This is a genomic window from Haemophilus parainfluenzae ATCC 33392 (assembly GCF_031191205.1).
Taxonomy (GTDB): Bacteria; Pseudomonadota; Gammaproteobacteria; order Enterobacterales; family Pasteurellaceae; genus Haemophilus_D; species Haemophilus_D parainfluenzae.
The window spans coordinates 699,241-722,536 of sequence record NZ_CP133470.1; the positions used below are offsets into that span (position 1 = coordinate 699,241).

Annotated in this window: 24 protein-coding genes, 3 tRNA genes and 1 riboswitch; of the genes, 9 read left to right on the forward strand and 18 right to left on the reverse strand. The window is 41.0% G+C overall.

Features of this window, described 5'->3' with window-relative positions:
- Positions 1-59: 59 nt before the first annotated feature.
- The gene (gene ribB / locus RDV53_RS03390) at positions 60-707 is read right to left on the reverse strand and encodes a 3,4-dihydroxy-2-butanone-4-phosphate synthase (RefSeq protein WP_005694820.1); all 648 of its coding nucleotides are present in this window, start codon (positions 705-707) and stop codon (positions 60-62) included.
- 88 nt (positions 708-795) lie between these two features.
- A riboswitch (FMN riboswitch) is annotated at positions 796-971 on the reverse strand.
- 127 nt (positions 972-1,098) lie between these two features.
- Between ribB and nadR the strand changes: the two genes are divergently transcribed.
- A complete protein-coding gene (gene nadR / locus RDV53_RS03395; protein WP_032822505.1) occupies positions 1,099-2,208 on the forward strand; it encodes a multifunctional transcriptional regulator/nicotinamide-nucleotide adenylyltransferase/ribosylnicotinamide kinase NadR in 1,110 nt (369 codons plus the stop codon).
- A 1-nt stretch (position 2,209) separates the two neighbouring features.
- Positions 2,210-2,890: a metallophosphoesterase family protein gene (locus RDV53_RS03400; RefSeq protein WP_005694822.1), complete on the forward strand. Its 681-nt coding sequence runs from the start codon at positions 2,210-2,212 to the stop codon at positions 2,888-2,890.
- Positions 2,891-2,943: 53 nt separating this feature from the next.
- Here RDV53_RS03400 and RDV53_RS03405 read toward each other — a convergent pair.
- From RDV53_RS03405 to waaA, 7 genes are all read right to left on the reverse strand, one after another.
- Positions 2,944-3,020, reverse strand: a tRNA-Arg gene (locus RDV53_RS03405).
- Positions 3,021-3,073: 53 nt separating this feature from the next.
- Positions 3,074-3,150 (reverse strand) — tRNA-Arg (locus RDV53_RS03410).
- Between the two features lie 24 nt (positions 3,151-3,174).
- Positions 3,175-3,268: transfer RNA gene (locus RDV53_RS03415), tRNA-Ser, on the reverse strand.
- A gap of 160 nt (positions 3,269-3,428) precedes the next feature.
- Positions 3,429-5,441, reverse strand: coding sequence for a DNA helicase Rep (rep, locus tag RDV53_RS03420; RefSeq protein ID WP_005694823.1), 2,013 nt, complete (start codon positions 5,439-5,441; stop codon positions 3,429-3,431).
- 13 nt (positions 5,442-5,454) lie between these two features.
- Positions 5,455-5,667: a lipoprotein gene (locus tag RDV53_RS03425; protein WP_005694824.1), complete on the reverse strand. Its 213-nt coding sequence runs from the start codon at positions 5,665-5,667 to the stop codon at positions 5,455-5,457.
- Complete coding sequence (gene coaD, locus RDV53_RS03430; RefSeq protein WP_005694825.1) at positions 5,664-6,140, reverse strand: pantetheine-phosphate adenylyltransferase; 477 nt, start codon at positions 6,138-6,140, stop codon at positions 5,664-5,666. Before coaD ends, RDV53_RS03425 begins: the two co-directional genes overlap by 4 nt.
- Positions 6,137-7,432, reverse strand: coding sequence for a lipid IV(A) 3-deoxy-D-manno-octulosonic acid transferase (gene waaA / locus RDV53_RS03435; RefSeq protein WP_032822504.1), 1,296 nt, complete (start codon positions 7,430-7,432; stop codon positions 6,137-6,139). The genes coaD and waaA overlap by 4 nt, the downstream gene beginning before the upstream one ends.
- A 61-nt stretch (positions 7,433-7,493) precedes the next feature.
- On the opposite strand from waaA, the gene RDV53_RS03440 reads away from it, so the two are divergent.
- The gene (locus tag RDV53_RS03440) at positions 7,494-8,252 is read left to right on the forward strand and encodes a glycosyltransferase family 2 protein (RefSeq protein ID WP_005694827.1); all 759 of its coding nucleotides are present in this window, start codon (positions 7,494-7,496) and stop codon (positions 8,250-8,252) included.
- A gap of 62 nt (positions 8,253-8,314) precedes the next feature.
- On the opposite strand, the gene tpiA is transcribed toward RDV53_RS03440, so the two are convergent.
- A complete protein-coding gene (gene tpiA, locus RDV53_RS03445) occupies positions 8,315-9,106 on the reverse strand; it encodes a triose-phosphate isomerase (RefSeq protein WP_005694828.1) in 792 nt (263 codons plus the stop codon).
- Between the two features lie 199 nt (positions 9,107-9,305).
- Here tpiA and RDV53_RS03450 point away from each other — a divergent pair, with 199 nt between their 5' ends.
- Positions 9,306-9,740: a GNAT family N-acetyltransferase gene (locus tag RDV53_RS03450; protein WP_005694829.1), complete on the forward strand. Its 435-nt coding sequence runs from the start codon at positions 9,306-9,308 to the stop codon at positions 9,738-9,740.
- Positions 9,740-10,627 (forward strand): tyrosine recombinase XerC, encoded by an 888-nt coding sequence (gene xerC / locus RDV53_RS03455; RefSeq protein WP_005694831.1) that lies wholly within the window; start codon positions 9,740-9,742, stop codon positions 10,625-10,627. The genes RDV53_RS03450 and xerC overlap by 1 nt, the downstream gene beginning before the upstream one ends.
- Before the next feature lie 84 nt (positions 10,628-10,711).
- On the opposite strand, the gene lptD is transcribed toward xerC, so the two are convergent.
- The 6 genes from lptD to RDV53_RS03485 are packed head-to-tail and all read right to left on the reverse strand — an operon-like array spanning position 10,712 to position 17,493.
- Positions 10,712-13,054, reverse strand: coding sequence for an LPS assembly protein LptD (gene lptD, locus RDV53_RS03460; RefSeq protein ID WP_005694832.1), 2,343 nt, complete (start codon positions 13,052-13,054; stop codon positions 10,712-10,714).
- A gap of 46 nt (positions 13,055-13,100) precedes the next feature.
- Positions 13,101-13,658 (reverse strand): DNA-3-methyladenine glycosylase I, encoded by a 558-nt coding sequence (locus RDV53_RS03465; protein WP_005694833.1) that lies wholly within the window; start codon positions 13,656-13,658, stop codon positions 13,101-13,103.
- Positions 13,655-14,473, reverse strand: coding sequence for a shikimate dehydrogenase (gene aroE / locus RDV53_RS03470; protein WP_005694834.1), 819 nt, complete (start codon positions 14,471-14,473; stop codon positions 13,655-13,657). The genes RDV53_RS03465 and aroE overlap by 4 nt, the downstream gene beginning before the upstream one ends.
- Before the next feature lie 3 nt (positions 14,474-14,476).
- Positions 14,477-15,028 carry an L-threonylcarbamoyladenylate synthase type 1 TsaC gene (gene tsaC, locus RDV53_RS03475; RefSeq protein WP_005694835.1) on the reverse strand — a complete coding sequence of 184 codons (552 nt, stop codon included), beginning with the start codon at positions 15,026-15,028 and terminating at the stop codon, positions 14,477-14,479.
- Positions 15,025-15,567 (reverse strand): DNA topoisomerase family protein, encoded by a 543-nt coding sequence (locus tag RDV53_RS03480; protein WP_005694836.1) that lies wholly within the window; start codon positions 15,565-15,567, stop codon positions 15,025-15,027. Before RDV53_RS03480 ends, tsaC begins: the two co-directional genes overlap by 4 nt.
- A 9-nt stretch (positions 15,568-15,576) precedes the next feature.
- Positions 15,577-17,493 carry an ABC transporter ATP-binding protein gene (locus tag RDV53_RS03485; RefSeq protein WP_005694837.1) on the reverse strand — a complete coding sequence of 639 codons (1,917 nt, stop codon included), beginning with the start codon at positions 17,491-17,493 and terminating at the stop codon, positions 15,577-15,579.
- A gap of 140 nt (positions 17,494-17,633) precedes the next feature.
- On the opposite strand from RDV53_RS03485, the gene RDV53_RS03490 reads away from it, so the two are divergent.
- Complete coding sequence (locus RDV53_RS03490) at positions 17,634-18,671, forward strand: LLM class flavin-dependent oxidoreductase (protein ID WP_005694838.1); 1,038 nt, start codon at positions 17,634-17,636, stop codon at positions 18,669-18,671.
- Positions 18,672-18,724: 53 nt separating this feature from the next.
- On the opposite strand, the gene glpE is transcribed toward RDV53_RS03490, so the two are convergent.
- From glpE to ilvY, 3 genes are read right to left on the reverse strand one after another with little or no spacing between them, the layout of a single operon-like run.
- Positions 18,725-19,042 (reverse strand): thiosulfate sulfurtransferase GlpE, encoded by a 318-nt coding sequence (gene glpE, locus RDV53_RS03495; RefSeq protein WP_005694839.1) that lies wholly within the window; start codon positions 19,040-19,042, stop codon positions 18,725-18,727.
- Positions 19,032-19,919, reverse strand: coding sequence for an EamA family transporter RarD (gene rarD, locus RDV53_RS03500; protein WP_005694841.1), 888 nt, complete (start codon positions 19,917-19,919; stop codon positions 19,032-19,034). The genes glpE and rarD overlap by 11 nt, the downstream gene beginning before the upstream one ends.
- Positions 19,920-19,951: 32 nt before the next feature.
- Entirely contained in the window at positions 19,952-20,830 is an 879-nt protein-coding gene (gene ilvY / locus RDV53_RS03505) for an HTH-type transcriptional activator IlvY (RefSeq protein WP_005694842.1), read from the reverse strand.
- Between ilvY and RDV53_RS03510 the strand changes: the two genes are divergently transcribed.
- The 3 genes from RDV53_RS03510 (at position 20,785) to RDV53_RS03520 (ending at position 23,295) form a co-directional block, all read left to right on the forward strand.
- A complete protein-coding gene (locus RDV53_RS03510; protein ID WP_256594756.1) occupies positions 20,785-20,907 on the forward strand; it encodes a hypothetical protein in 123 nt (40 codons plus the stop codon). The two genes, ilvY and RDV53_RS03510, sit on opposite strands and share 46 nt — an antisense overlap.
- A 115-nt stretch (positions 20,908-21,022) precedes the next feature.
- Positions 21,023-22,504 carry a ketol-acid reductoisomerase gene (gene ilvC / locus RDV53_RS03515; protein WP_005694843.1) on the forward strand — a complete coding sequence of 494 codons (1,482 nt, stop codon included), beginning with the start codon at positions 21,023-21,025 and terminating at the stop codon, positions 22,502-22,504.
- Positions 22,505-22,620: 116 nt separating this feature from the next.
- Positions 22,621-23,295, forward strand: a complete 675-nt coding sequence (locus RDV53_RS03520; RefSeq protein WP_050783116.1) for an rRNA large subunit pseudouridine synthase E — start codon at positions 22,621-22,623, stop codon at positions 23,293-23,295.
- The last annotated feature ends 1 nt before the right edge of the window (position 23,296 follow it).

Here is a 23,296-nt window from a genome sequence, read left to right on the forward strand (position 1 = left end):
GTAAAGTGCGGTCAGAATTTAACAGATTTTCTGACCGCACTTTTTTTCTGAGTATTTAATTAGCAATGATGTTTTTGACGATACGCCACTAAATCTTCAATTGTTAACACTACATAACCAAATTTTTTCGCAAATTCGATAATTTCTGGTGCGCGAGCCATAGTGCCATCATCATTCGTAATTTCACAAATCACCCCTGCCGGTTTAAAACCACTTAAACGCGCTAAATCAACTGAGGCTTCAGTATGACCGCGACGCGTTAAAACACCACCTTCTGCGGCACGTAATGGGAAAACATGTCCTGGACGGTGAAGATCTGTCGGTTTCGCCTGATCTGCAATCGCCGCTTTGATTGTGGTGACACGATCTTGTGCCGATACACCTGTTGACACACCTTCTGCCGCTTCAATCGTCACGGTAAACGCGGTTTTATTCACGCTATTGTTATGCTCAACCATAGGTGGCAAATCAAGCTGTTTACATTGTTCATCGGTGATACATAAACACACGATACCGCTACCATAACGAATAAGTTTTGCCATTTGTTCTGGGGTAATGGTTTCTGCAGGGAAAATTAAATCGCCTTCATTTTCGCGATCTTCATCATCCAGTACCAATACGCCATTGCCTTGTTTGCATGCATTCAATGCGTTAATCACCCGTTCTTCTCCGGTCGCACCAAATGCAGATAAAATTGACTGATTCATCGTAATTTCCTTTGTTGTTACGTTAAAATTAACCAGAATCAGGGCTGAGAAATGCAAATAAATAGGACGGAATTGGGAACCCAATCCGTTTTATTCTCTTTCATCCAGACTATACTGTCGGCTTTGGAATTTCACCAAATCTGCTAACCTTAAAAGGACAAAGCGAAACAATTTTGTAAAAACTTAATCAAAATTGACCGCGCTTTTAAGTGCTCGTGGGCTGTCACCACCGGTAGGGAATTTCACCCTGCCCTGAGAATGCAGGCTGTAGTATAACGCAAAATGTCGCGGTAAAAAATCATTCAATGAAAAATGTTTTTATTTGCACAAAGATTGCATAAAATAGGGCTATACTGTCACTATGCGGTGGCGATTTAGCGAAGGATACATTATGTCGAACAAACACGATAAAAAAGTGGGTGTGATTTTTGGGAAATTCTACCCAGTTCATACCGGCCATATTAATATGATTTATGAAGCATTCAGTAAAGTGGATGAGCTTCACGTGATTGTCTGTAGCGATACCGAACGCGATTTAAAGCTGTTTTATGATAGTAAAATGAAGCGTATGCCGACGGTACAAGATCGTCTTCGTTGGATGCAACAAATCTTTAAATATCAAAACGATCACATTTTTATTCATCATTTAGTTGAGGATGGCATTCCAAGTTATCCGAATGGTTGGCAAGCTTGGAGTGAAGCGGTAAAAAATCTATTTGAAGAAAAACAATTTACCCCGACGATGGTATTTAGTAGTGAGCCACAAGATAAAGCGCCATATGAAAAATACTTAGGTCTCGAAGTTTCTTTAGTGGATCCTGACCGCTCTTTCTTTAACGTATCTGCAACGAAAATTCGTACTACACCTTTCCAATATTGGAAGTTCATTCCGAAAGAAGTTCGTCCGTTCTTTGCCAAAACCATTGCCATTTTAGGTGGCGAAAGTAGCGGTAAAAGCGTGTTAGTCAGTAAGCTTGCTGCTGTATTCAATACCACTTCTGCATGGGAATATGGTCGTGAATATGTCTTTGAAAAATTAGGTGGCGATGAGCAAGCCATGCAATATTCTGACTATCCACAAATGGCATTAGGTCATCAACGCTATATTGATTATGCCGTACGTCACGCCCATAAAGTAGCGATTATTGATACCGATTTCATTACCACGCAGGCTTTTTGTATTCAATACGAAGGCAAAGCGCATCCTTTCCTCGATTCCATGATCAAAGAATACCCATTTGATGTAACAATCTTATTGAAAAATAACACAAAATGGGTGGATGATGGCTTACGTAGTCTAGGCAGTCAAAAACAACGTCAACAATTCCAACAGTTATTGAAGAAATTGTTGGATAAATACAAAGTGCCTTACATTGAAATTGAATCACCAAGTTATTTAGATCGTTATAACCAAGTGAAATCTGTTGTGGAAAAAGTGTTAAATGATGAAGAACTTGAAGGTTTACCACATACTAAACGCAAATTGACCACTGAGAAATAACATGATTTTATTCGCAGGCGATCCGCACGGAAGTTATGAACATCTTTATCCTTTCGTGCAAGAAAATGACAACGTTGCCCTGATTATTTTGGGCGACTTGCAACTTTCTTCGCCTGATGAATTAGATAAACTCGCACAACATTGTGATATTTGGTTTATTCACGGTAATCATGACAGCAAAACTGTCGCCGCATTTGAGGCGATTTGGGGTACACATTGGAAATCGCGTAATTTGCATAATCGTGTTGTTGAAATCCAAGGTCAACGCATTGCCGGCTTAGGTGGCGTATTCCGAGGACAAATCTGGATGCCCCCCAATAAGCCGATGTATTTTGACCCTATCCACTATTGCCAATATAGCCCGCAAGAAAAAATTTGGCGTGGCGGTGTACCATTACGTCATCGCACGTCTATTTTCCCTTCTGATATCGAAGCCATTGAAAATGAACAAGCCGATATTTTAATTTGCCATGAAGCGCCTAAACCCCATCCAATGGGATTTCGTGTGATTAATCAACTCGCAGAAAAATTAGGGGTAAGACACGTTTTCCATGGCCATCATCATGACAATGTCGAGTACAAGACAAATTTCCCTTATAAAATCACGAATGTCGGTTTTAGAAGTGTTACTGATGCACACGGAAATTATTTATTAAAAACTATTGATGATCGAGAAAAATAACTGAGTTAGTTGTTAATTGTTTTTAATAAAAAGAAAAGTTTGAAGAGAGAAGATGGCGCACCCGAAAGGATTCGAACCTTTGACCGCTCGGTTCGTAGCCGAGTACTCTATCCAGCTGAGCTACGGGTGCGTAGTGATGTTTTATTATTCCTGACCATTTTAACTGATAGAGTCGATTTAAAATGGCGCACCCGAGAGGATTCGAACCTCTGACCGCTCGGTTCGTAGCCGAGTACTCTATCCAGCTGAGCTACGGGTGCAGAATAAATAAAACTAACAACAAATGGCGGTGAGAGAGGGATTCGAACCCTCGATGGAGTTTTTGACCCCATACTCCCTTAGCAGGGGAGCGCCTTCAGCCTACTCGGCCATCTCACCACATTCGGTGTGTGGGCGGTATAATACGTTTTTTTGAAAATATGTCAAATCATTTTTTGAAAAAGCGATGTTGGTTGCTTGATTTATCTACATTTTGCATAAATAAAGTGCGGTTGAAAAAACAAATAAATTTCTCACCGTACTTTAATTTTTATCATCTCTAGCCTTTTAAAATTGCCCGCAGACGATCAAGCTGACTAGAAGTTTGTTGTTGCTTCTGCTCTGCCGTTAATTTTGGCTTATCTTTTTCCCATTGCACATCATCTTGTGGCAACTCAGCCAAGAAACGACTCGGCTCTGGGCGAATTAACTCGCCAAACTGACGCCGTTCACGACAAAGAGAAAAAGTCAGCGTTTGTTGTGCCCTCGTGATGCCCACATAAGCTAGACGGCGTTCTTCTTCCACATTGTCTTCATCAATACTGGTTTGATGAGGCAAAATCCCCTCTTCCATACCGATTAAATACACATGGGGAAACTCTAAACCTTTGGAGGCATGCAGCGTCATCAATTGCACTTGATCACTCTCGTCATCGTCTTCGCCTCGCTCCATCATATCGCGCAAGGTTAAACGGGTAACCACTTGATTTAAAGTCATCGGCTCATTCACGTCATCGCCTTTGAGCATATCCCCTACCCAGCTAAATAAGGTTGCTACGTTTTTACTTTGCATTTCGGCGGCTTTCGGGCTGGTGGCATACTCATACAAATATTCTTCGTAATGCAATGAAGAAAGTAACGAACGCACAGCTGTTTCAGGATCAGAACGTAAACTTTGATCATTCAACTCCACAATCCAACGACCAAATTTTTGCAACGCATCATAGGCTTTTGGCGTGACTCGTTGCATGAGTTCAAACTCAAAAATCGCCTCAAATAAGCTGATATGTTTTTCCTGTGCCAATTCGCCTAATTTTTGTAGAGTTGCTGTACCAATTTCCCGTTTTGGTGTATTCACGATACGCAAAAAGGCTGCATCATCATCTTGATTCACCAACAAACGCAAGTAGGCCATCATGTCCTTAATTTCAGCACGGGAGAAAAAAGATGTTCCGCCAGAAATTTTGTATGGAATACGGTTTTGCATCAGCACTTTTTCTAATAGACGGGATTGATGGTTACCGCGATATAAAATGGCATAATCCTTGAATTTGGTTTTACGGCTAAAACGATGAGCGATTAATTCCGCCACAATCCGTTCGGCTTCATGCTCTTCATTTTTCGCTTCAATGACTTGCAGTTTTTCACCTTCGCCCAAGTTGGAAAAGAGCTTTTTGTCGAACACGTGTTCGTTGTTATCAATTAAAATGTTGGCACAATGCAAAATACGATGAGTGGAGCGGTAATTTTGTTCTAATTTAATGACTTGCAAACGCGGAAAATCATCACGCAAGCGCACCATATTTTGGGGACGAGCACCTCGCCAAGAATAAATGGATTGATCGTCATCCCCCACCACCGTAAAGCAAGCTCGCTCGCCTACCAGTAATTTAATCAGTTCATATTGGCTAGTATTGGTATCTTGATATTCATCCACCAACAAATAGCGGATTTTCTCCTGCCATTTTGACCGCACTTCTGCGTTCTGTTTGAAAAGTAAGGTCGGCAACATAATCAAGTCATCAAAATCTAACGCATTGTAAGCACGAATTTGCGCCGCATAACGCTCATAACATTTTGCAAAGGTTTGATATTTTGCATCTTTCGCTAAGGCATAAGCCTGTTTTGGCGAAACTAAATCATTCTTCCAATTGGAAATAACCGAGATTAATTCACGCAGTAAGTCTTTATCTTCCTGCAGCACATCTGCCGTCAGTTCTTTTAGTAAGGCAAGTTGATCGTGCTCATCAAACAAGGTCATATTGGATTTAAAGCCTAAAGCTTTATATTCCCGTTTGATAATGTCGAAACCTAAGGTATGGAAAGTAGAAACAATCAATCCTTTGGATTTTTCTTTACCAATGGAATGGGCTACACGCTCTTTCATTTCACGAGCCGCTTTGTTGGTAAAGGTCACAGCGGCGATCTGTTTAGGCAAATAACCACAGTGTTCAATCAAATGAGCAATCTTATTGATGATCACGCGAGTTTTGCCCGAACCAGCGCCTGCCAGCACCAAGCAAGGTCCACTGACATATTCGACAGCCTGTTGTTGTTGAGGATTGAGTTTCATATCTTAATGCAAATTAATTTGACCACGCATAAGGCAATAATGCGGTATCTAATAAAAATGACAGTGGCAAATCTAAAATAGGTAAGCCCCATTTTTGTGCCATCTCTAAATCATAAGCCGCACCTGCGTAAGGTGTGTATTTCTCCGATGGGTCAATTAATTTCACCACCGTACCACAACCAGTTAACGCTAAAAGTGCGGTTAAAATCAGAAGTGTTTTTTTCATTCACGACGTGCTTTTAAGGCTAAATAGACGGCTTCCGGCACCAGTTCTTTTACATCGCCATGATGCAAATAAATTTCTCGTACAATCGTGGAAGACACAAACGCCCATCTTTCTGTTGGAGGGAAAAACAAACTATCCACACCATCGGTTAATAAACGGTTTAATGCAGCCAGTTGTAATTCATATTCAAAGTCCGTCGTTGTGCGCACGCCACGAATAATGGCAGTAATTTTTTTGGCTTTAATTTCATTCGCCAGTAAATCAGAGAATCCAAATACTTCCACATTAGACAAATGAGCGACCGATTGACGCACGAGCTCAACGCGTTCTTCCAATGAGAACAATGGCTTTTTGCTCGGACTATTTGCAACCGCGACAAAAACTTTCGGGAAAATGACCGCACTTCGCGCAATGATATCTAAATGCCCGTTGGTAATTGGGTCAAACGTGCCAGGGTAAATTACGCTTGTCATTTATTGTTCTCCGAAATATTGGTTAAATAAGGATGAAGTAAATCTAAAAGACGCTGTAATGCGCCACGATTTTCAATTAATACCTCGTAGCCTGCATTGCCTAAACGTTGACGCGCCCCTTTCGAATTCAATAACTTATCAATAATCTCTGCCAATGCTTTTTCTGTTGAGTTGATTTGCAATACACCTTGTACTTCTAGCAACGAAGTAAAGACTTCAGGGAAATTGAAAGTATGCTTTCCGCTCACAACGGGTAATTTAAAGGCTAGAGGCTCGAGCGGATTATGTCCCCCGTGTTTGACCAGACTTCCGCCGACAAACGCAATATCAGAAATACCATACATCAACATCAATTCACCCATGGTATCGCCCAGAATCACTTGGGTATTCTCTGAAGGAATCTCACCTGTTGAACGACGAATAAAGTTAAAATTAGCTTTTTCAATTAAATCCGCCACCGGATTAAAACGCTCAGGATGGCGAGGCACCAGCAATAACAATAAGTTTGGATGTTTTTTTAGTAACAAATGATGCGCTTGTAAAATGAGCTCTTCTTCCCCTTCATGGGTGCTCGCGGCAATCCAAATTTGACGATCTTTCGCCCAGCTCTCATGAAGTGTCGCAATGTCTTTGAGTAATTCGTCACTGACCACAAGATCATATTTAATATTGCCAGTTAATTGCAGGCGATCTTTCTCATAACCTAACGCTAAATAACGCTTTCCACTAATACTATCTTGCGGTGCAATCAAGCTGATTTGAGAAAACATTCGTTGTAGATGTTGTTTGACTTTGCCATAACGTCTCGCTGAACGCGCAGAAAGACGAGCATTCGCCACAATGAAAGGAATATTTCGACGAGCCAAACAATCAATCAAATTTGGCCAAAGCTCCGTTTCAATCACGATGAATACTTTAGGCTGAATAAAATCAATAAAACGATTGATGACACAAGGTAAATCGTAAGGCAAATAACAATGCGTCACGCTATCCCCGAACGCGGCTTTTACGCGTTCAGAGCCTGTTGGTGTAACCGTTGTGAACGTGATTGGTAAATGTGGATATTCCTTCTGGATACGTTTTACTAGCGGTGTAGCGGCAATCACTTCCCCTACCGATGCAGCATGAATGACGAGCCCATCTTGCATGGGCCTAGCAAGATTCGCATAAATACCATATCGTTCGCCTAAACGCTTACGATAATTCGGCGCCTTGAGACTTCGTAGCAACATGAAGAACAGGACAAAAGGCTGAATCAAGTACATCAGGCAGGTATAAAAAAAACGCCACATAAAATAAATTCGGTTATACTTACAAAAATTTCAGCTAGTATAGCAAAAAAAGGATCAAAATATGCCAACAATTAGCGTTGCCATGATTGTCAAAAATGAAGCGGCAGATCTCGCTCAATGTCTCGATACGGTAAAAGATTGGGTAGATGAAATCATTATCGTCGATTCAGGCAGTACTGATAATACTCAAGAAATCGCTGAACAATATGGTGCAAAATTTTATTCGCACCCTGATTGGCCAGGCTTTGGCAAACAACGCCAACGAGCACAACAATATGTCACTAGCGATTATGTTTTATGGTTAGATGCCGATGAACGCGTCACGCCAAAACTTCTAGAATCCATTCAACAAGCAGTTCAACAAGATACGCCAAATACCGTTTATGATATTCCTCGTGTGAGTGGAGTGTTTGGGCGTGAGATTCGTCATTCTGGTTGGTACCCCGATTATGTGGTGCGTTTATATCGCACAAATTATGCGGGATATAATGATTCTCTGGTACATGAAAAAGTGGTTTATCCTGAAAATACGAAAGTACAGAAATTAACTGGCGATCTGGAGCATTTCACTTATAAAAGCATTCATCACTATTTGGTGAAATCCGCGGGCTATGCCAAAGCTTGGGCAGATCAACGCCAAGCCAAAGGTAAAAAAGCAACATTGTGGCAAGGTGTCAGTCATGCCATCGGATGCTTTGTCAAAATGTACATTTTAAAAGCCGGTTTCTTAGATGGAAAACAAGGTTTCCTGCTGGCGGTACTTTCGGCCCACTCCACCTTTGTGAAGTATGCTGATTTGTGGGAACGCGATCAACATTAATCAAAAACAAAAAGAGCGGTCAATTTTAACCGCTCTTTTTTATTTCTTTAACGCAAGAAGAATTAGTTTTTCGCTGCTGCCGCTGCTTTCACGATTACTGCAAACGCAGGCGCTTTAAGTGAAGCACCGCCCACTAATGCACCATCGATATCTGGTTGAGTGAATAATTCTGCTGCATTAGCGTCATTTACTGAACCACCGTATTGAATGATCACTTGATCTGCTACAGCTTGTGATTTTGCTGCGATGTGACCACGGATAAATGCGTGAACAGCTTGAGCTTGTGCTGGAGTTGCTGATTTACCCGTACCGATTGCCCAAATTGGTTCGTAAGCAATCACTGCACCATTAAATGCTTCTACACCTAATGCATTGATGACTGCATCAATTTGACGCGCACATACTTCTTCCGTTTTGCCCGCTTCGTTTTCTGCTTCAGTTTCACCAATACATAATACTGGTACTAAACCTGCTTCTTTTAATGCACCAAATTTTTTCGCCACAAATTCATCGCTTTCTTTGTGGTAAGTACGACGCTCAGAGTGACCGATAATGATGTATTTTGCACCAAAATCTTTTAACATTTCGCTAGAAATGTCACCGGTAAATGCACCTTTCACATTGATATCTACGTTTTGTGCACCTAATTGAATCACACTTTTACCGCCACAGCTGCAACCACAACCAGAAAGTGCCGCTTCAGCCGTACCTAAATACATAACAGGTGGGGCAATTGCCACATCACAACCTGTTACATCATGTAATTCTGCTTTTAATCCTTCGATTAATTCTTTGGTGAACGCTTTGGAACCGTTTAATTTCCAGTTACCCATTACTAAAGGACGACGTGCCATTTTTGTTTCTCCATATTGAATAAATAAAAAGTGTGTTTACTATACCAAACTTTAGGCAGATTTCTTTGTGCAAAATCACATTTTGAAATTTTTTTTGGGGAAATGATGATTATTTTGTGCTAAAAAGCTACAATCTACTGTACGGAACCGATAAAAAATAACCAATTTTATAAATAAACGGAAAATAGGTCTGGTAACAATGAAAATTTTCAAAGCCGAACAATGGAATATAGAAGTGCTTGCTCCACTCTTTGAAGCCTATCGACTTGCCAACGGAATGAGTGAAAATCCTGACCGCACTTTAACCTTTCTTACGAATCGTATACGTTTTAATGAAAGCATGTTTTTTGTTGCTGTAAACGAAAACGCACAGGCGGTTGGTTTTGTTCAACTTTACCCTCGCTTATCTTCTTTACAACTACAACGCTATTGGCAATTAACTGATATTTTTGTCAAAGAAGATAAACATCAAACCGATATTTATGCAGCCCTTATTTCTAAAGCTAAAGAGTTTGTCCGTTATACACAATCTAACCGTTTAGTAGCGGAATTAAGCCAAACTCAACAGAATATCTTAGAACGCGAAGGATTTAAGCTAAACACGAAAAAAAGTTTGTTTGAATTAACTCTCTAATGCATACGCTCCTCAATCAATATTGGGATTACTTGAGAATTGAACGCCAATTAAGCCCACATACTCTCACCAATTATCAACATCAACTGAATGCGATTTTAGCGATTCTCGCTGAAAAAGGTATTCAGCACTGGCAGCAAGTAAATCCAAGCGTGGTTCGTCTTATTTTGGCAGAAAGTCGTAAGCACGGTTTAAAAGAAAAGAGCTTAGCATTGCGTTTGTCTGCTCTTCGTCAGTTTTTCAGCTATCTTGTGCATCAAGGGCAAATGAAAGTGAATCCGGCAACAGGCATCTCTGCGCCCAAACAAAGCAAGCATTTACCGAAAAATATTGATGCTGAACAGGTCCAAAAATTGCTTTCAAATGACAGCAAAGATCCCATTGATTTGCGCGATCGTGCGATGATGGAGTTGATGTATAGCTCAGGGCTTCGATTATCTGAATTACAAGGCTTAAACCTCAATAGTATTAACACCCGTGTACGTGAAGTGAGAGTAATTGGTAAAGGAAACAAAGAACGTATTGTGCCTTTTGGACGTTATGCTTCTCATGCAATTCAACAATGGTTGAAAGTACGCCCTTTATTTAATCCTAAAGATGATGCCATTTTTGTGAGCCAACAGGGAAATCGCCTTACTCATCGCTCTATTCAAAAACGAATGGAAAACTGGGGCATTCGCCAAGGATTAAACAGCCATCTCAATCCGCATAAACTGCGTCACTCTTTTGCCACTCACATGCTAGAAGCGAGTTCAGATTTGCGGGCTGTTCAAGAACTTTTAGGGCACAGTAATTTATCCACCACGCAAATTTATACGCATTTAAATTTCCAACATCTTGCTGAAGTGTATGATCAAGCCCATCCCCGAGCAAAACGAAAAAAATAAACAAAGTGCGGTCAAAAATTGTCGTCTTTTTTAACCGAACTTCTAAATAAAAAGGCTACCTTTTGGTAGCCTTTTTTCATTTCACTATAAGCTAAATGCCTGAATATAAGGAAGTTTACCTTTTTTCAACATTTCTTCAATACCGCTTTGGTGATCATTTTCACCTAAGCCACGTAATTCAAAGGTAACACCAATGCTGTTGTCATAAACCACTTGATCATCTCGTTGATTTTGTCGACTCGTTACATAACGTCTTGCCCCTACACCAACAGACCAACAGCACGAGTTATATTGCACACCCACATATTGCTCAACTGGCTTTTTCAATGCAATATCTTGATAATATTTTCCCACAAGCGCCCAATTATCTGAGACTTCCCATGCAGCAACGACACCGACCTGTTTAATGTCTTGTTGATAACGGTTTGCGGAAGCCCCCAAGTTTTGGTTGATATACTCTTTACTTGCGTAACGATAATTTAACTGAATCAGATTGTTCTTCATAGGGTTAAATTCCAAACTGCTATTCGCCAATGAGGCTTTATCTAGCAACGTATCATATTGGTAGCTACCACGCCAATTCCATTTATCGCTAATTTTCCAGTTAGACTCCAAGGCCCAAGAAGAAGAGGATTTTGGTGTACGATTACTCGGGTTATCATCAATTCTGGAGGCGGTTAAATAATAAATCTGTCCTGCTGAGAAGTTAAAACGCTCATCGGCATTTTTATCATAAAAACGGGTTGTACCCCCAACTGTCACTTGGTTTGCAGATGAAATACGGTCTAAACCACTATAACGACGATCTCGGAACAAAGAATAATAATCTTGTTGAACTAATGCGGAATCATAACCAAAACCAAGGTAATTATTAACACGTTTTGAACCGATATTACTTTGATCTTTGTACGGTCGATACAAATATTGAACATGAGGTTCAAGCGTTTGTGTATAACCATCAAATAAGGTTTTGTTGCTCGCTAAAACCGTTTGCAAATCTACTTTTAATTGCGGCAATACCCGATTTACTGATTTTTGTACGTCTTCCGCCGAAGAAGAAGAGCCTTTTTTCTGGTTATAATGGGTCGCGTAAAGTTTAGTCTCAATATTCAAGCTACCATATTTATTTGACATCGCTGTCGCTAAACTTGGCTCAACATGAAAACGCCATGCTGTCGGCATCAAAGCGCTATCATTATCAAAGCGTACTGCTTGCGAAAATAATTTAAAATCGACCCAACCATTCGCCAAATCATTTTTGTAATAATTGAAGTCAATTTGTGGCATCGCACGATAAGGTCCGATATCGACTTCATCAAAAATCTGGAACTGACGTGCGGAAATCGCGAAGTTGTAATTAGGTTTATAGTAAGCAATACGTGCGTATTGATTTGCATAACCATCAGTACTGTCACCATAATCTGAATCAAAATCGGTGAAATAACGTTTATCACTTACCTTAGTGTAATCAACATTTAAACGCCAGTTTTCAAGAAAAGAGGAATTATGGTTCCAATAGAACAAATGACGCTTACGATTATCACTGGTATATTCATCATAACGATCACGTCCCAAATATTCTCCTGCCAGTCTACCTTCACCAACCGGTGTTAAATAACGGAATTCACCATTTAGTTGCCAGCCACGATGTGACATATATTTTGGTGCAATCGTCGCATCATAATTTGGTGCAATATTCCAATAAATCGGTTGTTTATACCAATAACCATCACGACTAGAATGACCAACAGTTGGCATTAATAAACCTGAACGGCGGCGATCACCAATTGGTAATTGTAGATAAGGGGTATAGAATACCGGCACACCTAATACTTTAAAACGTGCATGCCAAAATTCGGCATATTCTTCTTTGATGTGCTGACGAATCTCGGAAGCATCTACCGTCCAAGCATTATCATCTGGCAAACAAGAGGTAAATGTCGCATTTTTCATTAAGCGGTAATTATCACCTAACTCAATTTCTTGTGCTTTACCACGACCTTGACGTCCTACAAGCTGGTAGTCTGCATCGGTTACGTTGCCGTTTTTGCTATCTAAATTAAAGTTTGCGTCATTCCCTAATAAATTGATTTGATTATCTTTGTAATCAAATCCGCCTCGCAAATAAGCCCAACGTTGAGTTTGGTTACCCTCACCTGTTTGTTTGACTTCAACTGAATTTCCGACTAGATGGCGGTTTCCTTGTTTCAAATCCACATTGCCTTGATAAATCGCCTGAGTTGGCTGATTAATCTCTGCTTTATCTGCTTCAATATAAACCGGCAAATTATTGACATCACCTTTCACAACTTCCCCTGTAAAATGAGGCACACCGAGTAAGCATTGAGCATGCAGATCTGCCAAACTTTGTTGGCTATAAAGTGCGGTCAGAATTGAGATTGAAATTAAGGTATATTTTTTATTCATAATCAGTTCTTATTCAGATGAAATTAGACGGGATTATACTGGAATATCACTTACAACAACAGCCATTTATATGGTCGTTGACTAACCCCATAGATTGCATAAAAGCATAACACGTCGTTTCCCCAACAAAGACAAAACCACGTTTTTTCAACGCTTTTGACAGTGCTTTTGAGGTTTCAGTTCTTGCGGGTACCACAGAAATATCGGGGACATCATTGATAATCGGTTGATGATTCACAAATGACCACACAAAATCACTGAAATTTTCACCGCACTTTTTCATGGCTAAATAGGCTTTGGCATTTTTTACAATGGCTTCCAGTTTTGCCCGATGGCGAATAAGTCCGGTATTTTCCATACAACGATCAATATCTTGTTCGGTCATTTGTGCAACCTTAACTGGATTAAATTGATAGAATGCGGCCCGATAGGCTTCGCGTTTTCTCAATACAGTAATCCATGAAAGCCCTGCTTGTTGCCCTTCTAAGCAGATTTTCTCAAACAGCTTTTGGCTGTCAAATTGTGGTTTGCCCCATTCCTTATCGTGATAATCGATGTAAATTGGAAGTTCGCCTACCCAAGGGCATCTTGTACTTGTACTCATACCATATCCTTTTTAAGTTGTTCATAGATTGCGATAAAATCAGGCATCACCCCGCACCACAAATGGAATGAATGGGCAGCTTGCGCTACCAACATACCAAAGCCATCGCTGACATTATTCAGACCTAAGGATTTGCAGTAGGCAATAAAAGGTGTGTCACTACCTTTGGCATATTGCATGTCATAACAGGCGTGGGCTAATGATAAAATTGAGGCGTCAACGGCGGCGGTATGCCCGCTTAATCCAGCCGAAGTTGCATTGATCACCAAATCATAGGCTTGCGCAGGAATCGCATCCATCGCAACAGCCTCAATTGTGCCGTAAAGCTTAAACTTATCTGCCAGTTGTTGCGCTTTTTCTAGGGTACGGTTAGCCAAGATAATCTGCTGTTGTGCTTCCAATAAGGGTAGTAATACCCCTTTGGTTGCCCCGCCGGCACCTAAAATCAAAATGCGTTGTTGAGGCTGAATCCAACCTAAGCGTTGTAAATCCGTCACTAAACCAATGCCATCGGTATTGTCCGCATAAAGTTTACCGTTAGATAATTTTTTTAGTGTATTACAGGCTTCTGCCAGTTTTGCCCGTTCGCTATGTTCTTCAGCGAGCGCATAGGCGCGTTCTTTAAATGGTGCAGTGATATTGCAACCTTGCGCTCCTTCAGCAAAAAAGACTTTTAATTGCTGCTCAAAATTCTCAAGGTCACCTAATTTGGCAATATATTCCATCGTTTGCTGAGTTTGCTTGGCAAATAAGCGATGAATCACCGGGGATTTACTTTGAGCAATTGGGTTACCCCAAACGGCATAGTGCTGCATATCTTATCCTTGTCTGAAAAGTTGGTTTGTGAGCAAATCGCGGATTTCCGATGGATTTTGTGCTTGACCAACCACTTCATCAAGCACGGGAAAATCTGCCCCAAATTGGGAACGCACAGCATCTGCGTTGCGGCAAGGTGATTTACCGGTTAAGTTCGCGCTAGTCGAGGTGAGGGCAAAGCCTGTTTTTTCGCACAAGGCTTTGACGGCAGGATGAGTACATAAACGCACCGCAATGCTATTAAATTGCCCCGTCAGAAAATGTGGGACTTCTGCCTTTGCTGGCACCACCCAGGTAATCGGATGATCGTATTGCGCCTGTAAGCGTGAAAGTTGTTCGTCAGACAAATGGGAAAAATCGATAAATTGCTGTAAAAAATGCAAGTTAGGCGCGACTAAAATAAGGCCTTTTTCAATCGGGCGTTGTTTTAAATCAAGCAATTTTCTGACCGCACTTTCACTTAGCGGATTACAGCCCAAACCGAATACCGCCTCAGTAGGATAGGCAACGACTTCGTCTTGCATTAAACAGGCGGCAATTTGTTGTATATTCATTTTTCGTTCTCAAAAATATGTCGACAGCCTTTGTTCGCACATTGCCACACTTGCTGTTCGGCATTTTCACTTTTTAATAGTGCTAGTGGAAAATGGCATTGTGGGCAAGGCATGGCATAGGGTTTTGCCGGCAAGGAAAATTTGCAATGGGGAAAGTTATCGCAGCCATAAAAGATTTTCCCTTGTCGTCCACGGCGAGCAACTAAATGTCCTTTATGGCATTCCGGACAGTCAATAGATTGTTCTTCGTCTTGTTGCTCATGTACCACAAAATCACAATCGGGATAATGACTGCAACCAATAAACATCCCAAAAGCACCTTGTTTGAGTTGGAGTGGATTGCCACATTGTGGGCAGGTTTCATCAAGCTCTTTCAATACCTTATGTTCCACTTTATGCAAGGGACGCAAATAATCACAAGCGGGATATGCTGTACAACTTAAAAACAGCCCCTTTTTCCCCTGTTTCATTTGCAAAGGCGCGCCGCATTGTGGGCAATATTCTTCGTGTTTTGTGTGTTGGAAAAGGCTTTGACTCATACGCTGTCCCTATGCTTGTAGCATTGTTTCCAATTCTTCCTGGGCCGCTAACCAATCCATTTCGACTTCTTCCAATGCTTTCTTCACCTCTACTTGCAGTGCCAAAAGTGCGGTCAATTTTTCTTTATTTTCTGCGCTGTAGAGTTCGGAATCAGCCAATTGGTTTTCAATTTCCGTAAGATTGGAGGAATGTTTATTCATTTTTTCCTCCAATTGAGAGATTTGTTTACGAAGAGGCGCAGTTTGTTGGCGAAGTTCGGCCTCGCGACGTTTTTGTTCCTTGCGGTTTTGCATGGAATTTTCATTGTCGTCATTTTTCTCCGAGGATTTATTTTCTGGCGCACTATTTTGTTCATTCAGCCATTTTTGATAATCCTCTAAATCGCCTTTGAATTCTTCCACTTTTTTATCGCGTACCAAATAGAATTCTTCCACGGTATTACGTAGTAGGTGACGATCATGGGAAACTACTACCAAAGATCCCTCGTAATCCACCAGCGCTTCGGTTAATGCCTGACGCATATCCAAATCCAAATGGTTGGTTGGTTCATCGAGCAGTAATAAGTTTGGTCGTTGCCAAACAATCAGCGCTAGCACCAAACGGGCTTTTTCCCCACCGGAAAAGGCTTTCACCGCTTGATTAACTTTGTCACCATGGAATGCAAAACTCCCGAGGTAATCCCGTACCTGTTGCTCCGTTTGCTCTGGTGCGAGCTTCTGCATATGCCACAAGGCAGACTCATCTGCACGTAGCGTATCAAGCTGATGTTGAGCAAAATAGCCGAGTTGTACGCCTTTAGCTAATTGCACAGTACCGGAAAGCGCCGTGAGCTCTCCCGCTAATAATTTAATTAAGGTCGATTTCCCTGCACCATTTTTCCCTAACAAACCAATGCGTGAACCCGGCACTAAATTCAGCTTAATTTTACTTAAAATTTCTACCGCACTTTCACCGTTACCATAACCTGCGCTCGCCTGTTCAATCATCACCAAGGGATTTGGCAAGGATTGTGGTGGACGAAATTCAAAGGTAAAAGGATTATCCACATAAGCCGGTGCAATCAGTTCCATGCGCTCTAAGGCTTTCATACGGCTTTGTGCTTGTTTGGCTTTGGTTGCTTTGGCTTTAAATCGATCGATATACTTTTGTAAATGAGATATCTTTTGTTGTTGCTGACGATACATCGCTGTTTGTTGTGCCAGTTTGGTTGCTCGTTGCACTTCAAAGGAGGAATAATCGCCCGTATATTCGTTGAGCTTCTGATTTTCGATATGAAGGATTTTCGTCACGATCGGATCGAGAAAATCTCGGTCGTGGGAGATTAATACCAAAGTGCCTTGATATTGCACTAACCAACGTTCTAACCAAATAACTGCATCCAAATCCAAATGGTTAGTTGGCTCATCCAGTAATAATAAATCCGATGGACAAAGCAACGCTTGTGCCAAATTCAAGCGCATCCGCCAACCACCAGAGAAGGATTTCACCGGTTGAGCGATTTCGTCTTGGCTAAAGCCCAAACCATGTAATAAGGAAGCCGCACGAGATTGAATAGTCCAAGCATCTAAGGTTTCTAATTGCCCGTGAATGCGCGCAATTGCATGACCATCATTACGCTCATTTGCTTCGTCAAGTTCCTGCTGTAAGCGGCAATATTCGCGATCCCCTTGGATCACATAATCAATGGCGGGAATATCCAATGCAGGCGTTTCTTGATTCACCCAAGATACTCGCCAGTTGGATGGATAAGTGACTTCGCCGCCCTCTGGCGTTAATTCTTTTTTTAATAGGGCAAAAAGAGAAGACTTACCACAACCATTCTTCCCCACCAAGCCGACTTTTTGTTTCGGATTGATGGTTGCCGTGGCATTTTCGAGCAATTCGGTTTGCCCGCGCTTTAGGGAAATATTATTAAATACAATCATTTTTTCGAATACATCTGAATTTGTGCCTATTTTGCAATATTTTTCCTTTTCTCGGAACAGTCTATTCCAATTTTATCGATATTTCTGCCTGAAAAAAACATGTATAATGACGCTCAACAAATCAATCATGAGGAAATAAAATGAAGCTCTCTATTCTTAATCTCGCCCCTGTTCGAGAAGGACAAACTTATTTGCAAGCCGTTGAGTCTATGGTAAGTCTTGCAAAACATGCTGAAAACATTGGCATTGAACGCTATTGGATTGCTGAGCATCATAATATGAAAAATTTGGTGAGTTCAGCGACCGCACTTTTAATTCAACATACGCTAGCCAATACAAAAACTTTGCGCGTGGGGTCAGGTGGTGTGATGTTACCGAATCATTCACCTTATGTGGTGGCTGAGCAATATGGTACACTAGAGACACTTTATCCAAACCGTGTTGAACTCGGTTTAGGCCGTGCACCTGGAACTGATATGCAAACGGCTGCGGCACTTCGTCGTGGACGAAACAGCCTAGATTTCCCTGCGGAAATTGCGGAACTTCGAGGTTACTTTAAAGATAGCAATCCTGTTTCAGCTTATCCTTCCGCAGGCTTGAATATACCGTTTTATATTTTGGGTTCCAGCACCGAAAGTGCCTATCTTGCGGCAGAACTTGGCTTGCCTTATGCCTTTGCTTCACACTTTGCGCCACGCATGATGGAAATGGCGGTGGAGATTTACCGCAAAAACTTCAAACCATCGACCTATCTTGCTGAGCCTTATGTTATCTTAGGTGTGAACGCGATTGTCGCTGAAACCGATAAAGAAGCAAGACAACTGGCGACGACACAAACACTATTTTTCTTAAATGTGGTCACTAACGCGCAACAAAATTTACAACCGCCTTTGGCATCAGAGGAAGATGTTTGGAAAGCCCAAATGCATGCCCAAAAGAAACCACACTTTGGTCCAGTCGATTTCGAGGAAATCCCGATTTACAACCAAGAGCGTGCTGTAGTGGAACAAATGACTGCTTGTTCGCTTATCGGTAGTCCTGAAAGCGTGGATTTTCAACTCAAGCAATTACGTGAGCGGGTGCATTTTGATGAAATTATGGCAGTGAGCTATATTTTTGATGAACAAAAACAAACCCAATCTTACACGATGTTGAAAGCGATTGTGGATAAGCAATAGCGAGACAAGAAGAAAAGTGCGGTAAATTTCACCGCACTTTAAATCAAAAAATACTAATAAGCCGTTTCTATCGGTAAACCAGCTTTTACCCAACCATCAAATCCACCAATGACACTAAACACATTTTCATAGCCTTGTTCAACGAGGAAAGTCGCCACATTTCGGCTGCTCACGCCATGATAACAACTCACGATAATCGGGGAGTCAAAATCCACCAGTTCTTCAAATTGTAAAAAGCTTTGGTTAGTTAAATGAAACGCCCCTTTAGCATGGGAATAGGTAAAACGTTGAGGGTCCCGAACATCAGCAAGCATGGCGCCATTTTGCACCATTTCCCAAGCTTGTTCTGGGCTAATTTCTTTAAACGACATGGTTTGTTCCTTTTGCGCGCTGTTTATACACGCCATCAAAAATAATCAGGCTCATCGCCAATACTAAACAAATGAATAACGGATAGCTGTCCGCATCCATTTCCTCTCCAATTAAAAATGAAATAATCACCATCAAAATGGTTTCAACATAACCTAGAAGGCCAAGTAAATTCATTGGCAGCATATTGCTGGCAATCACGTAAGCAATCAATGCAGAGCCACTAATGAGCCCGAGCAATACCAATAATCCCCAAATATTAGGGTTTGATTCCTGTACAGTAGCAAAATCGGTTTGAAGGGCAAAGTAAACGCTAACTGGCAATAATGAGATCATTTCTAAGCAAAAAGCACCAAGATCGGTATTTTTCAGGGCTTTTCGTATCGAGAAGTACGTGGTATAACCCACACAGATAACAATGGCTTCCCAAGATAACCCACCTTTTAGAATGATGTTAGAAATCACTCCGATTGCCGCAATTAATACCGCAATGAATTTTAATGTTGAAATTCGCTCTTTAAAAATGATCCGCCCCGCAGCCACCATCACAATTGGTAACAATAAATAACCAAAAGAAACACTTAAGGAGCTGCCATTATTAGGTGCCCATAAAAAGAGCCACATTTGATACCCCATTAATGCGCCACAAATAATATAGGAAAGGGCAAAGAGCGGTCTATTTTTAATGCGTTTTAAATGCTCAACCAAAGCTTGTTTTTGTTTAAACATGATGACGGAAAGGGCAACGAAAGGGAATGTAAACAGCATTCGATAGCCGAAAATATCCGTGCCACTGAGCGGTTTCAGTAGCGTGGAAAAATAATACATATAGCCAAATAAAAGCGAGGCTAAAAGTGAAATAAGTATGCCTCTTAACATAATAAATCCTTAGGTTAATTCTGCTTATTATTTTAGTCTAACATCTCCCAAAATGCACGAATTAGGGGGTTCGCTAAATTTCTTTTTTGAACACAAACCCCTAAATCAAACGCCTCAACAGGATTGTCTAAATTTAAACGAGACACGTCTTTTGACATCGGGTTATTATCAATCACGACATCCGGCAACATCGCTAATCCAAAACCAAGTGCCACCATTGGCACGATCCCCTCATGCCCCGCCACTGTGGCATAAATTTTTGGATGCTTAATGTGTTTGCTACGTAGCCATTGTTCAATACGCTGGCGTGCCATTCCATCTAACGGCAAAATAAAAGGCATCTGTTGCCAATTGATGGGTTCTTCCTGTAATAATTGTGTCGCTAAACAAGCCACGCGAGGTGCAATTAATGAAAGGGAAATATCATCAATCTTATAAAATTCCAATCCTGTCGGTAGATTGTTAGGTTTTCCCGCCAAAGCGAGATCCACTTGTTCTGATTGGATGAATTGCACTGCAGAAGCGGGGTCACCTGTAGTGAGTTGAATTTCAACTTTCGGATAACGAGAACGAAATTTGGCTAATACCTGTGGCAAGTGACTGTATGAAGCGGTTACTGAGCAAAATAAGCGTAATTCTCCGCTTAATTCCGCTGAATTATCTCGCAGCTGACGCTTAAACTGTTGCCAGTTTTGCCATTCTGTTTTCGCAAATTGCAGAAATTTCTCGCCTTGTTCGGTTAAGCGCACTTGGCGATTATCACGAATAAATAAAGGTTGTTCTAATTCCTCTTCCATGCGTTGAATTTGGCGTGAAAGCGTAGACGGTGACATATGATTTTGCGTAGCGGTTTTAGCAAAATTTTGTGTATCAGCAAGATGAAGAAATATTTGAAGGTCTTGAAAGTTCATATGTACCGTTAAAAGCAAATGACATTGCAAAAATTGCAACACTAAGTGCAAATAATATCACTTTACGCAACAAATAAAAACCTTATAATCCACTTCACAACAAATAAAAACCTTATAATCCACTTCACAACAAAAAACTATATTCAAACACAACCTCATACACATTAATCAACATCATAGAAAGGATGAAAAATGGCTAACTATTTCAACACATTAAATTTACGCGAAAAATTAGATCAATTAGGTCGTTGTCGTTTTATGGATCGCAGCGAATTCGCTGACGGTTGCAACTACTTAAAAGGCAAAAAAATCGTTATCGTAGGTTGTGGCGCACAAGGTTTAAACCAAGGTTTAAATATGCGTGACTCTGGCTTAGACATTTCTTATGCATTACGCCCTGAAGCGATTGCAGAAAAACGTGCATCATTCCAGCGTGCAACCGAGAACGGTTTTAAAGTGGGAACTTATCAAGAATTAATTCCAACTGCAGACTTAGTAATCAACTTAACACCAGACAAACAACACTCCAAAGTAGTGGCTGATGTAATGCCATTAATGAAAAAAGATTCTGCATTTGGTTACTCACACGGTTTCAACATTGTTGAAGTGGGTGAGCAAATCCGTGAAGACATCACTGTAGTGATGAGTGCACCAAAATGTCCAGGTACTGAAGTACGTGAAGAATACAAACGTGGTTTCGGTGTACCAACATTAATCGCAGTTCACCCAGCAAATGACCCACGTGGTGAAGGTATGGCAATTGCGAAAGCATGGGCGGCAGCAACTGGTGGTGACCGTGCTGGCGTATTAGAATCTTCATTCGTCGCAGAAGTAAAATCAGACTTAATGGGTGAACAAACCATTCTTTGCGGTATGTTACAAGCTGGTTCTATCGTATGTTACGACAAATTAGTTGCAAACGGTAAAGATCCAGCATACGCAGGTAAATTGATCCAATACGGTTGGGAAACCATTACTGAAGCCTTAAAACAAGGCGGTATCACATTAATGATGGATCGCTTATCAAACAGCGCAAAATTACGTGCATTTGAACTTGCTGAGCAAATCAAAGAAAGCCTTGGTTTCTTATATTACAAACACATGGATGACATCATCAGCGGTCACTTCTCAGCAACCATGATGGCTGACTGGGCAAACGGTGACAAAGATTTATTCGCATGGCGTGAAGCAACCGGCAAAACTGCCTTTGAAAACGCACCAAAAGCAGACGGCATCAAAATTTCTGAACAAGAATACTTTGATAACGGCGTGTTAATGGTAGCAATGGTGAAAGCAGGTGTTGAATTAGCCTTTGATGCAATGGTTGCAAGCGGTATCTATGAAGAATCAGCTTACTATGAATCACTTCACGAATTGCCGTTAATCGCTAACACTATCGCGCGTAAACGTTTATACGAAATGAATGTGGTAATTTCTGATACCGCAGAATACGGTAACTACTTATTCTCTAACGTAGCAACCCCTATTCTTGCAAAAGAAATAATCCCAGCCTTACAAAAAGGTGACTTAGGTGAGCCAACACCAGCAGTTGCTATCGATAACATCACCCTACGCGATGTAAACGATGCAATCCGTAACCACCCTGTTGAATTAATTGGTCAAGAGTTACGTGGTTATATGACAGATATGAAACGTATCGCAGTTGCAGGTTAATACTTAAACCTATAAAATTTCGAGCCGATTTGCACAAACAAATCGGCTTTTCTTATTTTCAGTTAATATCGATAAATTAATAACTTAGGTAGTATTTTTTGAAAAAAATCAAAAATATAAAGACACCTTTTTCATCGAACGCGCTTCAGAAAAAGAATCATAAAGGAACGTATCGTCGTCTACGTGCACTTTCTATCGCTGAAAGTCAGGTCATTTTATTTAACAAACCGTTTGATGTGCTGACACAATTCACCGATGAAAATGGCAGAGCCACATTAAAAGATTTTATTATCATTCCAAATGTGTATGCGGCAGGGCGATTGGATCGTGATAGCGAAGGATTACTGATTTTAACGAATAATGGTGAAGTGCAGCATCGCTTGGCTGATCCTAAGTTTAAAACAGAAAAAACGTATTTTGCGCAAGTGGAAGGCATTCCTGAAGAGTCCGATTTAGACAAGCTTCGTCAAGGCGTTGAATTGAAAGATGGAATGACGAAGCCGGCAAAAGTGCGGTTGATTTCTGAACCAGATTTTCTCTGGCCTCGCAATCCACCTATTCGTGAACGTCAAAGTATTCCAACGAGCTGGTTGGAAATCAAAATCAGTGAAGGGCGTAATCGACAAGTGCGTAGAATGACGGCACATATCGGCTTTCCGACATTACGACTTATCCGTTATCAAATGAGCCATTTAACACTTGATGGACTAAGTAATGGTGAATATCGCCGTTTGAATGAAGAAGAAATGCGTGCGTTATTCAAACAACTTCATTTAAATAACGCACGTTAAG